Source organism: Gordonia sp. 852002-50816_SCH5313054-c (genome assembly GCF_001665925.1).
Lineage (GTDB): Bacteria > Actinomycetota > Actinomycetes > Mycobacteriales > Mycobacteriaceae > Gordonia > Gordonia jacobaea.
This window is the reverse complement of record NZ_LZTE01000029.1, coordinates 115,925-129,589: the sequence shown is the minus strand read 5'-3', so window position 1 is coordinate 129,589 and position 13,665 is coordinate 115,925. Positions and strand designations below refer to the sequence as shown.

13 protein-coding genes are annotated in these 13,665 nt (G+C 65.2%); 10 read left to right on the top strand and 3 right to left on the bottom strand.

The genetic code is table 11. The features are described from left to right. Positions 1-44 precede the first annotated feature (44 nt). Positions 45-974, top strand: a complete 930-nt coding sequence (locus tag A5788_RS04960; protein WP_064869959.1) for a PaaI family thioesterase — start codon at positions 45-47, stop codon at positions 972-974. Between the two features lie 7 nt (positions 975-981). Here the strand turns inward: A5788_RS04960 and A5788_RS04955 are convergent, their stop codons facing one another. Further along, positions 982-1,629, bottom strand: coding sequence for a pentapeptide repeat-containing protein (locus A5788_RS04955; RefSeq protein WP_064869958.1), 648 nt, complete (start codon positions 1,627-1,629; stop codon positions 982-984). Positions 1,630-1,735: 106 nt separating this feature from the next. Between A5788_RS04955 and A5788_RS04950 the strand changes: the two genes are divergently transcribed. The 8 genes from A5788_RS04950 to A5788_RS04915 all read left to right on the top strand — a co-directional run bounded on the left by A5788_RS04950 (position 1,736) and on the right by A5788_RS04915 (position 11,898). Further along, entirely contained in the window at positions 1,736-2,542 is an 807-nt protein-coding gene (locus A5788_RS04950) for a TIGR03084 family metal-binding protein (RefSeq protein WP_064869957.1), read from the top strand. Positions 2,543-2,595: 53 nt separating this feature from the next. Further along, a complete protein-coding gene (locus A5788_RS04945; RefSeq protein WP_064869966.1) occupies positions 2,596-4,380 on the top strand; it encodes an acyclic terpene utilization AtuA family protein in 1,785 nt (594 codons plus the stop codon). A gap of 3 nt (positions 4,381-4,383) precedes the next feature. Further along, complete coding sequence (locus A5788_RS04940) at positions 4,384-5,559, top strand: acyl-CoA dehydrogenase family protein (protein WP_064869956.1); 1,176 nt, start codon at positions 4,384-4,386, stop codon at positions 5,557-5,559. Then, positions 5,556-7,154: an acyl-CoA carboxylase subunit beta gene (locus A5788_RS04935; protein ID WP_049698773.1), complete on the top strand. Its 1,599-nt coding sequence runs from the start codon at positions 5,556-5,558 to the stop codon at positions 7,152-7,154. The genes A5788_RS04940 and A5788_RS04935 overlap by 4 nt, the downstream gene beginning before the upstream one ends. A gap of 8 nt (positions 7,155-7,162) precedes the next feature. Continuing rightward, positions 7,163-9,217: an acetyl/propionyl/methylcrotonyl-CoA carboxylase subunit alpha gene (locus tag A5788_RS04930; RefSeq protein WP_064869955.1), complete on the top strand. Its 2,055-nt coding sequence runs from the start codon at positions 7,163-7,165 to the stop codon at positions 9,215-9,217. Further along, entirely contained in the window at positions 9,214-10,371 is a 1,158-nt protein-coding gene (locus A5788_RS04925; RefSeq protein ID WP_064869954.1) for an acyl-CoA dehydrogenase family protein, read from the top strand. Before A5788_RS04930 ends, A5788_RS04925 begins: the two co-directional genes overlap by 4 nt. A 70-nt stretch (positions 10,372-10,441) precedes the next feature. Further along, a complete protein-coding gene (locus A5788_RS04920; protein WP_064869953.1) occupies positions 10,442-11,272 on the top strand; it encodes an enoyl-CoA hydratase family protein in 831 nt (276 codons plus the stop codon). Then, complete coding sequence (locus tag A5788_RS04915; RefSeq protein WP_064869952.1) at positions 11,269-11,898, top strand: TetR/AcrR family transcriptional regulator; 630 nt, start codon at positions 11,269-11,271, stop codon at positions 11,896-11,898. Before A5788_RS04920 ends, A5788_RS04915 begins: the two co-directional genes overlap by 4 nt. 2 nt (positions 11,899-11,900) lie before the next feature. Here the strand turns inward: A5788_RS04915 and A5788_RS04910 are convergent, their stop codons facing one another. Further along, a complete protein-coding gene (locus tag A5788_RS04910) occupies positions 11,901-12,527 on the bottom strand; it encodes a Pr6Pr family membrane protein (RefSeq protein ID WP_231894191.1) in 627 nt (208 codons plus the stop codon). Between the two features lie 61 nt (positions 12,528-12,588). Here A5788_RS04910 and A5788_RS04905 point away from each other — a divergent pair, with 61 nt between their 5' ends. Continuing rightward, complete coding sequence (locus A5788_RS04905; RefSeq protein ID WP_064869951.1) at positions 12,589-12,891, top strand: Dabb family protein; 303 nt, start codon at positions 12,589-12,591, stop codon at positions 12,889-12,891. Here the strand turns inward: A5788_RS04905 and A5788_RS04900 are convergent. After that, the gene (locus tag A5788_RS04900; RefSeq protein WP_049698779.1) at positions 12,888-13,547 is read right to left on the bottom strand and encodes a TetR/AcrR family transcriptional regulator; all 660 of its coding nucleotides are present in this window, start codon (positions 13,545-13,547) and stop codon (positions 12,888-12,890) included. The genes A5788_RS04905 and A5788_RS04900 overlap by 4 nt on opposite strands. Positions 13,548-13,665 lie beyond the last annotated feature (118 nt).

Sequence of the window (13,665 nt, the reverse complement as noted above, 5' to 3'; positions counted from 1 at the left end):
GGGTCGGAATCCGGCCCCGGGATGCGGGGTGATGAAGTGAACGCATGAACGACAACAAGCACGACGATGCTGTAGCCGTGCCGACGACAGGTGCGGTGCGCGATCCGGTCGCGGCGTTCGGCGTCGGGGCGATGCGAATCGACGACGGTGTGGTCGTTGCGGAGCAGCAACTCGGCCCACGATTCGCCGACCATCGCGGACTCATCGACCTCCCCGCGTATGCGGTCCTTTTCGACCACATCGGTGGCATCCCGTATCACCGTGCCACTGACTCGCCGTGCATGCAGGCTCGCCTGGCGTTGTCGACGGTCGGCCGGGCAGGACTCACCGACCACCTCACCGGCACCGCGCAGCTGCTGATGCACGACGCCAAGGTCGGTGTCACCGAGATCCGCGTCGGCGACGGCACCGAGGACTTCTGTGTCGGCACCGCGCGCAACGTCGCCGTGGGCCGAGCCGTTCCGGACGATTTCGACAACGCCGAGCTGGCGCACGATATCCCGGACGCCGCATCGCTCGATGCTGTTCTTGCACAGCCGATTCCAGATGATCTGGATGGTGAGACCATCGTCGCGCAGATCGCTCGCGGTGAGCGTGACCGTGGTCCGCTCGCCGAGTTGCTCAACGCCACCATCGATGCCGACGGCGCGCCGTCGAACACCCTGCGTCTCGTCGTCGACACGGAGGCATGGATGGGAAACATGTTCGGCACCATGCACGGTGGCGTGATCGGCACCATCGTCGGTGCGGCGTGCTCGCTCACGGGGCAGCAGAAGGCCCATGCCGGTCAGGAGTATCGCGTCGGTGATCTCTCGGTGGCGTACTTCCGCTCGCCCCCGGTCGACGGTAGTCGCGTGATCGTCGACGTCGAGCCGCTGAAGGTGGGGCGTCGCATCGCGACGTTTTCGACGCGCATGACGGGTGCCGACGGCACGCTGCTCGCCGAGGGAGCTGCGGACATCCACTTCCGCTGAAAGAGCGCTATTCGACGGCGATACCGAGATGTGCGGCGAACTGCTCGGCAAGGCCGACGGCCTGATGGGCGGTGATCGTCGCGCCCGCAAGCCCTCCGAGATTGCGCACGGTATTGACCCGAAGGTCGCGGAGATCGACGTCGGTCAGCTTGGCGCGATGGACGTCGAGCGAGGTGACTGTGGTGTCGTCGAAGGCGACGCGCGTCAACGTGGCCTCGGATACGTCGAGTTCGTCGATGACACACGACCGGAAGATCACGTCACGAGCCTCGTTGCCGCTGAGATTGACCAGACCGAGCTTGCAGTCGGAGATGATCACCGAGCGCATCCTGCCGCCGAAGAGGTCGAGCGCGCCGATCCGACTGTTCTCGATGCGCACGTTGTGCAGCATCGAGCGCGGCGCGAACACGCGTGCGCTGCTCACCTCGTCGAGTCTGCTGTCGACGATGCGGACGCCGGTGAGATCGGCGTCGTCGAGCGATGTGCGCACCACTGAGCACGTCGTGAGCGACACGTCGCCGAAGTCGACGCCCGCAAGGTCGGTATCGGCGATCAAGGCTGCCTCGATCGCGTCGCCGACGGCGACATCCTGCGCGTCGAACGGTTCGAGATGGGTAGTTGGTAGCCGACTGATGCGGGGCGGTCGAATACTCATCGCCGACGAGCCTACGCGGGGGATATGACAGGTCTTCAAGCTGGCCGTATCGGCAAAACAAGCAAGCGTGATTGCTTTTTACCGGCGACTATGTGACGCTGCTTACATGTCGATCGTGACCGATCTGGTGGCTGATCTCGCCGCTGCAGGAGACGAACTGGATGCGCTGGTGTCGTCGCTCGACGACGCCGCCTGGCACACCGAGACTCCGGCGCCGGGGTGGACGGTCGCGCACCAGATCGCGCATCTGTACTGGACGGACAAGGTGGCGCTCACCGCAGCCACCGACCCCGAAGGCTTCGCCGAGGTCGTCGCAGAAGCGATGCGCAACATCGACGGCTTCACAGATGTAACCGCCGAGGAAGGCGCCGCGCGCCCCAAGGCCGAGTTGCTCGACGACTGGCGTGCTGCGCGGTCCGCGCTGGGGCAGGCGCTCGTCGACGTTCCGGACGGTGCGAAGATCCCGTGGTTCGGGCCGCCGATGTCTGCGGCGTCGATGGCCACCGCACGGATGATGGAGACCTGGGCGCACGGACTCGACATCGCCGATGCGCTCGGCGTCGAACTCGCCGCGGCCGACAGCATCCGGCACGTCGCTCACATCGGTGTCCGCACACGTGATTTCGCGTACGCGGTCAACGGTATGACCCCGCCGCAGCGGCCCTTCCGGATCGAATTGGTCGCGCCGTCCGGCGAGTTGTGGACGTGGGGACCCGAAGACCCCGACGGCGTCGACGGCACGGTGCGCGGACCCGCCCTCGACTTCTGCCAACTCGTCACCCAGCGACGTGCCCTCGCCGACCTCGATCTGCGACTCGACGGTGAGCGCGCCCGCGAATGGGCCTCAATCGCACAGTGTTTCGCCGGTCCTCCTGGGGCGGGCCGAGCACCACGCGACGCCGCAACCTCCTGAAAGACCGAGCACGTGACCTGTCCGAACCGTCGACCTTTCGAATCGGAGTAGCGATGACTTCAACCACCCCCGGGCGTACGGGCAAGCGATCGAACCGCCCCGTCCGGATCGGCAACGCCTCAGGCTTCTACGGCGATCGCTTCAGCGCGATGCGCGAGATGCTCGAGGGTGGTGAACTCGACTATCTGACAGGCGATTATCTCGCCGAGCTGACCATGCTGATCCTCGGCCGCGATCGATTGAAGGACCCGAAAACGGGTTACGCCAAGACATTTCTGCGTCAGATGGAGGAGTGCCTCGGGCTCGCTGTCGACAAGGGCGTGCGGATCTTGAGCAATGCGGGTGGCCTCAACCCGCACGGCCTCGCGGTTGCGCTGCGCGAACTGGCGGACAAGCTCGGAGTCGACGCATCGATCGCTTTCGTCGACGGTGACGACATCCTCGACCGCGCAGACGATCTCGGACTCGGCACACCGCTCACGGCAAACGCGTACCTCGGTGCGTTCGGCATCAAGTCGGCGCTCGACTCGGGCGCTGACGTCGTCGTCACCGGGCGCATCACCGATGCCTCGCTGACCGTCGGACCCGCCGCGAGCGCATTCGACTGGGAGTACAGCGATCTCGACGCCCTCGCTGGTGCCGTGGTCGCGGGTCACGTGATCGAATGCGGCGCGCAGGCGACAGGCGGCAACTACTCGTTCTTCACGGAGCTTCCCCGGATGGGACACCTCGGATTCCCGATCGCGGAGGTCGCGTCCGACGGTACGTCGGTGATCACCAAACATCCGAACACCGGCGGTGCCGTGACGGTGGGAACCGTGACAGCACAATTGCTGTACGAGGTCGGTGGTCCTCGCTACCTCGGACCGGACGTGACCACCCGGCTCGACACCATCACGCTGCGTTCCGACGGTGAGGATCGAGTCGCCATCAGTGGTGTCAAGGGCGAGGCGCCGCCCGAGACGGTCAAGGTCTCGCTCAACCATCTCGCAGGCATCCGCAACGAGATCACCGTCGCGATCACCGGACTCGACATCGAGGACAAGGCCGAACTGTTCCGCGATCAGTTCCGCGCAGAGCTCGCGTCGGTGCCCGAGCAGATGTCGTGGGAGTTGGCGCGACTCGACCGATCCGACGCGCAGACCGAGGAACAGGCGACGGCGCTGCTGCGCTGCGTTGCCCGCGACACCGATCCCGAGAAGGTCGGCAGAGCGTTCAGCAACACCGCAGTCGAACTGGCGCTGGCGACCTTCCCCGGGTTCACGATGCTCGCACCACCCGGAAAGGGTTCTCCGTTCGGCGTTTTCGAGCCGGGTTACGTCGACGCGAAGCTCGTCGACCATCGCGTGTCCTTCGCCGACGGCGTGAGCGAGAGCATCGAACCGAGTCCACTGCGTACCCAGGTGCCCGCAGACGAACCCGAACCGCGCAGTGTGGTCGACGTCGACGATCCCGGGCCCACCGCGGCGTCGCCACTCGGTCTCGTGGCCGGAGCGCGCAGCGGCGACAAGGGCGGCAGCGCCAACATCGGTGTGTGGGTGCGCAACCCGGAACACTTCGACTGGCTCGACGCGACACTCGACGTCGACCTGATCAAGAAGCTTCTCCCGGAGATCGCCGACCTCGAGGTCAAGCGCTTCCGGCTCCCGAACCTGTCAGCGCTGAACTTCGTCATCGAGGGTGTGCTCGGACGCGGTGTCGCCGACAATGTGCGTTTCGATCCGCAGGCCAAGGGAATGGGCGAATGGTTGCGTTCGCGACCAGTGCCCATTCCGCTGAGCTTCGTAGCCGAGACATCCTCTACCGCGCCATCATCCGAGTCATCGGAAAGGAACTGAGCTGTGCCACTAGTAGATCCGCAGTGGGAGACTTCGGAACGACGCGCTCTGCGTGACGCGGTCCGCGGATTCGTCGAAAGGCACGTGCTGCCTTACCAGGATGAGTGGGAACGCGAGGGCTTGCTTCCCCGCGAACTACACTCCGAAGCAGCCAAACTCGGCCTCTTCGGACTGGGAATCGACGAATCGTTCGGTGGTAGTGGTGGCGATCTCATCGATGCGTCGATCCTGGGCGAAGAGTTCCACTATGCGGGTGGTGCCGCGGGCGTCTTCGCCTCCTTGTTCACGCACGGAATCGCGTTGCCACACTTGATCGCCGCAGGCGATCCCGACCAGATCGACCGATGGGTGCGGCCGACGCTCGCCGGCGAGAAGATCGGCAGCCTTGCGATCACCGAGCCGGGCGGCGGAAGCGACGTCGCACATCTGACGACGCGGGCACAGCGCGATGGCGACGAGTTCGTCGTCAACGGCGCCAAGACCTACATCACCTCCGCGGTGCGAGCCGACTTCGTGGTCACCGCGGTACGCACGGGCGGACCAGGCGCCTCGGGGGTCTCGCTTCTCGTGATCGAGAAGGACACGCCGGGGTTCACCGTGACGCGCAAGCTCGACAAGATGGGGTGGCGCAGTTCGGATACCGCGGAGTTGGCCTTCGTCGACGTACGCGTTCCGGTGGCCAACCTCGTCGGCGCCGAGAACAGCGGATTCGCCCAGATCGCAGCGGCTTTCGTGACCGAACGATCGGCACTCGCCGTGCAGGCGTACGCGAGTGCGCAACGCTGCCTCGACCTCACCCTCGACTGGACTCGCGAACGCGAGACCTTCGGCAAGCCGCTCGCTGCCCGACAGTCGGTGCAGGACACGCTGACCGAGATGGCACGCCGCATCGACGTCGCGCGGACCTACTCGCGCGGAGTCGTCAACCGGAAGGTTGCCTCCGACGACGACCTCATCGCCGAGGTGTGCTTTGCGAAGAACACCGCTGTGGAGACCGGGGAGTGGGTTGCCGACAAGGCTGTTCAGCTCTTCGGCGGCCTCGGCTATATGACGGGCACCGAGGTCGAGCGTCAATATCGCGACATGCGCATCCTGGGGATCGGTGGGGGAACCACCGAGATTCTGACCGGACTCGCGGCAAAACGACTCGGCTACATCGCACAGGGGAGCACACGATGACCGCATTGCGTTCGACGATCGACCCGACGAGTGACGACTTCACCGCCGCGCGCGACTCGATGATGGAGAAGCTCGACCAGATACACGGTGAACTCGACAAGGCGCTCGCGGGCGGCGGCGAAAAGTACGTCGAGCGGCATCGCAAGCGCGGCAAGATGACTGCCCGGGAACGCATCGAGATGCTGCTCGATGAAGACTCGGACTTCCTCGAACTGTGCCCACTCGCGGCATACGGGTCGAACTTCCACGTCGGAGCGTCGGTCGTCGTGGGTATCGGCGTCGTCGAAGGAGTCGAATGTCTCGTCGTCGCCAGTGACCCCACGGTCAAGGGCGGAACATCGAATCCGTGGACGCTGCGTAAGACGCTGCGCGCCAACGATATCGCCATGCAGAACAGACTTCCGGTGATCTCGCTCGTCGAGTCGGGTGGTGCCGATCTACCGACGCAGAAAGAGGTGTTCGTTCCCGGCGGTCGGATGTTCCGTGACCTGACACGGCTGTCGGCAGCGGGGATTCCGACGATCGCGTTGGTCTTCGGAAACTCCACGGCCGGCGGGGCATACGTCCCGGGCATGAGCGATCACGTCGTGATGATCGACGGCCGTTCCAAGGTGTTCCTCGGCGGACCGCCGCTGGTGAAGATGGCCACCGGCGAGGAAAGCGACGACGAGTCCCTCGGTGGTGCTCAGATGCACGCGCGTACTTCGGGTCTGGCCGACTACTACGCCGCAGACGAACAGGATGCGATCCGGATCGGGCGTCGGATCGTGTCGCGGCTCAACTGGACCAAGGCCGGTGGGCAACCGCGCGCACAGGTGAGGGAACCGCGCTACGACCCCGAAGAACTTCTCGGTATCGTCCCACCCGATCTCAAGATCCCGTTCAACCCGCGCGACGTGATCGCGCGGGTCGTCGACGACAGTGATTTCGACGAGTTCAAGCCCGAATACGGCAACTCGTTGTGCACGGGATGGGCCGACATCCACGGTTATCCCGTCGGCATCCTGGCCAACGCGCAGGGCGTGCTGTTCAGCCAGGAGGCGCAGAAGGCCACGCAGTTCATCGAACTCGCCAATCGCTCGAATACGCCACTGCTGTTCCTGCACAACACAACCGGCTACATGGTCGGTAAGGAGTACGAGCAGAACGGCATCATCAAGCACGGGGCGATGATGATCAACGCGGTGTCGAATTCGAAGGTGCCGCATCTGTCGGTGCTGATGGGCGCCAGTTACGGCGCGGGTCACTACGGAATGTGTGGGCGCGCATACGATCCGCGGTTCCTGTTCGCCTGGCCGAGCGCGAAGTCGGCGGTGATGGGAGCCGCGCAACTGGCAGGCGTCATCTCGATCGTCTCGCGCGCGGCGACCGAGGCCCGTGGCGGCACGGTCGACGAGGCCGCGGACGCGGGGATGCGGCAGATGATCGAGGCGCAGATCGAGGCAGAGTCGGTGCCTGCGTTCTTGTCGGGCATGCTCTACGACGACGGGGTGATCGATCCGCGTGACACGAGAACTGTTCTGGGACTGTGCCTGTCGGCGATCCATAACGGTCCGGTCGAGGGGACGTCGAATTTCGGCGTCTTCCGGATGTGAGGTGTGAGATGACAGAACAACATTCAACGATCACCTCGGTACTCGTCGCCAATCGCGGCGAGATCGCGCGACGCGTGTTCGCGACCTGTCGTCAGATGGGCATCGGGACCGTCGCGGTCTACTCCGATCCGGACACCGATGCGCCGCACGTTGCCGCAGCCGATGTCGCTGTGGCGCTTCCTGGATCGACGTCGGCAGAGACCTATCTGCGTGGTGACAAGATCATCGAGGCCGCCAAGCTCGCGGGCGCGGATGCGATTCATCCCGGCTACGGATTCCTCTCGGAGAACGCCGAGTTCGCGCAATCGGTGATCGACGCGGGACTGACCTGGATCGGGCCGCCGCCCGGCGCGATCGACGCGATGGGATCAAAGGTCAACGCCAAGAAGTTGATGGCCGACGCCGGTGTGCCGGTCCTCGGCGACATCGACCCTGCCGCCGTCACCGAGAGCGACCTGCCACTGCTGATCAAGGCGTCTGCGGGCGGCGGTGGACGCGGTATGCGGATCGTGCGGTCGGTCGACGAGTTGGCCGAGCAGGTTGCCGCCGCCGAACGCGAAGCGGCGTCGGCGTTCGGTGATCCGACAGTCTTCTGTGAGCCGTATGTCGAACGGGGACATCACATCGAGGTGCAGGTGCTCGCAGACGAGCACGGCGCGGTCTGGGCTGTCGGAGAGCGGGAATGCTCGATTCAGCGCCGTCACCAGAAGGTGATCGAGGAGGCGCCCGCGCCTCTCGTCGAACGGATCGGCGGAGATCTCCGCGAACGCCTCTACGACGCCGCGAGGAAGGCCGTGTCGGCGATCGGCTACACGGGTGCGGGAACCGTCGAGTTCCTCGCCGACGAGACCGGTCGCTTCTACTTCCTGGAGACCAATACGCGTCTGCAGGTGGAACATCCGGTCACGGAGTTGACGACCGGGACCGACCTCGTGGCCTGGCAACTGCGTGTCGCGATGGGTGAGCACCTCGACGTCGAGGAGCCCGGTACTCGCGGACACGCGATCGAGGTGCGCCTCTACGCCGAGGACCCTTCTGCGGGATGGCAACCGCAGTCGGGAACCATGCACCGCATCGAGATCGGCGCACAAACGCATTTCGGACCACTCGACCGTCCGGGGGTGCGTGTGGACGCGGGTATCGAATCAGGCTCGGAGATCTCGACGTTCTACGACCCGATGCTGGCCAAGGTCATCAGTTGGGCGCCGACACGTGGTCGTGCCGCTGCGATTCTCGCCAGAACGCTGTCCGACGCCGCGCTACACGGCCCGACGACCAACCGCGACATGCTGGTGAACACCCTGCGGGAGTCGACATTCCTCAGTGGCGACACCGACACCGGATATCTCGAGCAGATCGGCCTCGACGTCTTGTCGGCGCCGCTGGCCGACGAGTCGACGGTGACGCTGACCGCCGTAGCCGCGACGCTGGCGGAGGTGGCCGTCAACCGGGAACGCGCCCGCGTTCAACGAAGTCTGCCCGCAGGCTGGCGGAACATGCCGTCGCAGTACTCGCACAAGATCTTCCGCACCGACGACGTCGAGCACGAGGTCCGATACCGGTGCACGCGTAGTGGTGGCGTCGAGCTTCCCGACCTCGCCGACGCCGAGGTGGTGTCGGCGAGCACAGGGCAGGTCGTGCTCTCCCACAACGGGATTCGACGGACCTTCGACGTCGCGCGATACGGCGACGACGTCTACGTCGACACAGCCGGGGCGTCGGTGCACTTCCGGCGGCCACCGCGCTTCGTCGATCCCAGCGCAGTCGCGCGACCGGGTTCGCTCCTCGCGCCGATGCCGGGTTCGGTGATCCGCGTTGCGGTTTCCGAGGGCGACCGCGTTACGGCCGGTCAGCCGTTGATCTGGCTCGAGGCGATGAAGATGGAGCACACCGTCGCGGCGCCCGCCGACGGTGTTGTCAGCACGCTCGCCGTCGAACCGGGACGCCAGCTCGCCGTCGGTGACGTGCTCGCGATCATCACCGATGAGGCCGACAGCGACAGCGACAGCGACAGCGCCACAGAGCATTCCAGCACACTCACACCTCAGGAGACATCCGCATGAGTTTCGTCGAAACGGCCGAACGGGCCGATCTGCGCGCCTCGGTGGCCGCACTGGCCACCAAGTACGGGCAGGACTACTTCCGCGAGTGCGCCCGCGAGGGCCGAAAGACCGACGAGTTGTGGTCGGAGGCAGGCAAGCTGGGATTCATCGGGGTGAATCTCCCCGAGGAGTACGGCGGTGGCGGCGCCGGCATGTACGAGTTGTCGATCGTGATGGAGGAGATCGCAGCGGCGGGCACCGGCCTGCTGATGCTGGTTGTCTCACCGGCTATCTGCGGCAACATCATTGCGCGGTTCGGCACCGACGAGCAGCGTGACAGGTGGCTGCCGGGGCTTGCCGACGGATCGATCACCATGGCCTTCGGTATCACCGAGCCCGACGCGGGGTCGAACTCGCACCAGATCACCACCACTGCGTCGCGCGACGGGTCGGACTGGGTTCTCAACGGGCGCAAGGTGTACATCTCCGGAGTTGATCAGGCAGATGCTGTGCTCATCGTCGGTCGGAGCGAGGATGCGAAGACCGGCAAGTTGCGGCCCGCGCTGTTCATCGTGCCCACGGACGCACCGGGGTTCGAGTACAAGATGATCGACATGGAACTGGTGAACCCGGAGAAGCAGTTCGAGCTCTACCTCGACGATGTGCGCCTGCCTGCTGACGCACTCGTCGGCTCTCCGGACGCGGCACTCAGCCAACTCTTCGCCGGTCTGAACCCCGAACGCATCATGGCGGCTGCGTCCGCGGTGGGAATGGGACGCTTCGCGCTGGGCAAAGCCGTCGACTACGTGAAGGAGCGCACGGTCTGGAAGACCCCGATCGGAGCGCACCAGGCCATCGCACATCCGCTGGCGCAGGGGAAGATTGAACTCGAGATGGCCAAGCTCATGATGCAGAAGGCCGCCACACTCTACGACGCGGGTGACGACTGGGGCGCTGCCGAGCCGGCCAATATGGCGAAGTATGCAGCCGCCGAGGCGTGTGTCAAGATCGTCGACCAGGCTGTTCAGTCAATGGGCGGCAACGGTCTGACAACCGAATACGGAGTGGCGCCGCTGCTTTCGCTCGCACGGATTGCGCGTGTGGCACCGGTCAGTCGCGAGATGGTGCTGAACTTCGTTGCGCAGACCAGCCTCGGACTGCCGAAGTCGTACTGACACCTCCATTCCGATCCGTCATTCACATCAGACCAAACTCTGACCGAGCACCACAGGAAGGCGCAGGTCGATGACCGCCACAGACAGCGAAGTCGTACACATCGGGATCGACGCCGGGGTCATGACGCTCACACTCGACTCGCCGGGCAAACGCAATGCGTTGAGTCGCGCGCTCGTGACCCAACTGTCGTCGGGGCTGACGAGGGCGGCGACCGACGAGAACGTGCGGGCCGTCGTGCTGACACATGCGGGCGGAACCTTCTGTGCGGGCGCTGATCTAGGCGAGGCGCTCAAGCGTGGCGTCTCTGCCGAGGAGGCGTCTGCCGAGGCGACGTCGTCGATGGTCGAGTTGATGCGCACGATCCTCGAGCTGCCCAAACCGGTGATCGCACACGTGGACGGGCATGTCAGGGCAGGAGGTTTCGGCCTCCTCGGTGCCACCGACATCGCACTTGCCGGACCGAAGAGCACCTTCGCGCTGACCGAGACACGGCTCGGCCTTGCGCCATCGGTGATCTCGCTCGTGCTGGTGCCGAAGATGTCGGCTCGAGGTGCTGGTCGATACTTCCTGACCGGCGAGAAGTTCGACGCCTCGATCGCGGCGTCGATCGGAGTCGTCACTCAAGCCTGTGACAGCACAGAGGCTCTCGCGCAGTCACTGGGGGAGATCCTCGACGGCATCCGACGTGCGTCGCCGGTCGGACTCGCCGCGTCGAAGGAACTCACCACCGCGACGGTGCGCGACGAGTTCGCGCGGTTGGCGCAGCGTCGTGCGCAGGAATCGGCGGCATTGTTCTCGGGTGACGACGCACGGGCGGGGATGGAAGCGTTTCTGTCGAAGCGTCGGCCGCCGTGGGATCTGACCGTCACGCAAGCCGACACCGGAGCAACGAGAACATGACGTCTCCGCGTACGACGGTAAACCGTGAACCCCAGCAGGAGCGCTCGCGCCAAACGCGGGAACGGCTGCTGCGCTCGGCCATACAGGTTCTGGCTCACGAGGGATGGGCGTCGGCCACGGTGGCCGCGGTCGCCCAGCGCGCGGGGGTGTCCAGGGGTGCTGCGCAGCACCACTTTCCCACACGCGAGGCATTGATCTCGGCGACGCTCGAGCAGATCTTCGACGACCTCACCCTCAACGCCGACACGTTGATCCGGCCCGACGCGGACGAGTCACGGCGCGTGCGGATCGCGGTCGAACAGGCCGTGAGTATCTACACCGGGACCGAATTCAAGGCTTCGCTGCAGATATGGGCGGCGGCCGCATCGGATCCCGCGCTGCGCGAACTGATTCTGCCGATGGAGGCCAAGTTCGCCCGAGCGGCGCACCGGGTGACAGTTGCCGCGCTCGACCCCGATGGCACGAATCCCCGGGCGCACCGTGCTGCACAGGTGACACTCGACCTCGCCCGCGGCCTCGGGCTCGCGGACACGCTGTCGGACGATTCACGACGCCGCGCGCAGGTGGTCGACACCTGGGTGGAGATGGTCACCGATGCGCTCGACGTCGACTCTCAGGACAGGTGAGATCAGCGGACCGGCTCGTCGTGCAGTCGGTTGCTCGTGCCGCGTGTGCCGAGCCAGTACACGCCCGCTGAGAGCGCGGTCATCCCGATGAACACGACGACCACGCCGAGCGTCATCGACAGGTACCCCTGGCTTCGTGGATCGATGAACGGGTACGGGTACCAGTCGACGATGGGACCTCGCGTCAAGGTGTAGATGCCATAGAAGAGTGGAAAAGCCAGCCACGTCAACCAGGACAGGGCGGGCAGCGACCTGGGTCGGAAGAGTGCCCAGTCGAGGAGTAGAACGAGCGGGATCAGGCGGTGCAGCACGGTGTTGGTCCACTCGCCGGAGAGATTGACGTCGATGTCCGACAACAGAAGTGCGTAGACGATCGCGGTGATCAGCATCGCGGTGGTGACGCCGCCGCGAAACCACTGCCACCACAACCCGGTTGGTGCCAACAGTGCACCGCCGAGGAGCACGATCGCCGCGGCCACGTTGCTCAGGATTGTGAAGTAGCTGAAGTAGTTGGCGAAGCCGAAACCGTCGGACGCGGTGACCGGGACGTACGCGATCGCAGCGATGCCAACGGCAGCGGCCACGAAGCGAAGGATGCGGATCCACACCTGACGGTCACCTCTGCTCACACCTCGCATTGTGCCAGTCGGGCTTTCTGTATCGGACGGGAGATGCGGCTAGATTCGTTACATGATTCGCAACGTGGTGGTGGGTCGGCTGCGGTCAGCGGACGGCGAGGCAGCCGAGAGTGATCGCAGGCAACTCGACGAGGGGCTGGCCGGAATCGGTGCGCTGCAATTACCGGGCCTGCTGGCGAACCGTGTCGGCTTGGATGTGGGATTACGTGCTGGCGGTTGGAGTTTCGCGATCACCAACGACTGGGTCGACACCGATGCCTATCGGCGCTACGACGCTGATCCCGAACACAACCGCTACCGCGCGATGATCGTGGAGGTCTGCGAGCAGGTCGCCCGCGTGCAGTTCGAGATCTAGTCGCTCGGCGTCGATGCGCGACGCCGCGTGCTGCGTTGTGCGAGCGCGCCGTCGACCTGTGCTGTGATCGCGTCGCGGATGTCGAAGTCGGCGGAGTGGCCGGCCCAGTCGGGTAGTAGTCGGCTGACCGTCGGAAACTCGGTCAGGTCGCTGTCGTCGATGGATTGGTGCCATGACACCTCGTCGGGAGACCGCCTGGAAAGCGTGTCCTGCCACTGCAATTCCGAGGCGACGAGGTACCAGACGGCTCGCCAGGTGTCCAGCGCTGCGCCGTCGTCGAGCCCGAGTTCGGATGCGGCCGAGAGGAAGGCGTCGGCGAGGGCAAGTGCAGGCGTGCCGACGATGATGCCCTCGCGCAGGATCGACACGACCCACCCTATGCTGCGCATCTTCTCGTACATGTCGACCGCAACGGCGATCATGCGGTCACGAGGAGCGCCCGTCGGTTCGGCCCACGGGATGCGCGCCGCGACGTCGTTGAGTGCCAGACCGAGCAGTGCTGCCTTGTTCGGAACGTAGTTGTAGAGCGTCATCGGCTTGGTGCCCATGTCGGAGGCAAGGCGTCGCATGCTCAACGACTGCGGACCGTCCTGCTCGAGGATGCGGATAGCTGCCTCGACAATCTCGTCGAGTTGGAGGGACCGGGCTGCAGGCATCGTCCCATCATCCCATCGCCGTGCTCTTGGCGAGGTGCCGCTGAGAGGCTACGATCACGTACTAGTACGTAAACGTACGCGTACGTGGACAGATCTGAGCCGCGGGAAGAGGCGAATC

What these genes read in the sequence shown, in the direction of transcription:
- A5788_RS04960 (WP_064869959.1), top strand. Translation starts at nt 45, where the DNA reads ATGAACGACAACAAGCACGACGATGCTGTAGCCGTGCCGACGACAGGT.
- A5788_RS04955 (WP_064869958.1), bottom strand. Translation starts at nt 1,629, where the DNA reads ATGAGTATTCGACCGCCCCGCATCAGTCGGCTACCAACTACCCATCTC.
- A5788_RS04950 (WP_064869957.1), top strand. Translation starts at nt 1,736, where the DNA reads ATGTCGATCGTGACCGATCTGGTGGCTGATCTCGCCGCTGCAGGAGAC.
- A5788_RS04945 (WP_064869966.1), top strand. Translation starts at nt 2,596, where the DNA reads ATGACTTCAACCACCCCCGGGCGTACGGGCAAGCGATCGAACCGCCCC.
- A5788_RS04935 (WP_049698773.1), top strand. Translation starts at nt 5,556, where the DNA reads ATGACCGCATTGCGTTCGACGATCGACCCGACGAGTGACGACTTCACC.
- A5788_RS04930 (WP_064869955.1), top strand. Translation starts at nt 7,163, where the DNA reads ATGACAGAACAACATTCAACGATCACCTCGGTACTCGTCGCCAATCGC.
- A5788_RS04925 (WP_064869954.1), top strand. Translation starts at nt 9,214, where the DNA reads ATGAGTTTCGTCGAAACGGCCGAACGGGCCGATCTGCGCGCCTCGGTG.
- A5788_RS04920 (WP_064869953.1), top strand. Translation starts at nt 10,442, where the DNA reads ATGACCGCCACAGACAGCGAAGTCGTACACATCGGGATCGACGCCGGG.
- A5788_RS04915 (WP_064869952.1), top strand. Translation starts at nt 11,269, where the DNA reads ATGACGTCTCCGCGTACGACGGTAAACCGTGAACCCCAGCAGGAGCGC.
- A5788_RS04905 (WP_064869951.1), top strand. Translation starts at nt 12,589, where the DNA reads ATGATTCGCAACGTGGTGGTGGGTCGGCTGCGGTCAGCGGACGGCGAG.
- A5788_RS04900 (WP_049698779.1), bottom strand. Translation starts at nt 13,547, where the DNA reads ATGCCTGCAGCCCGGTCCCTCCAACTCGACGAGATTGTCGAGGCAGCT.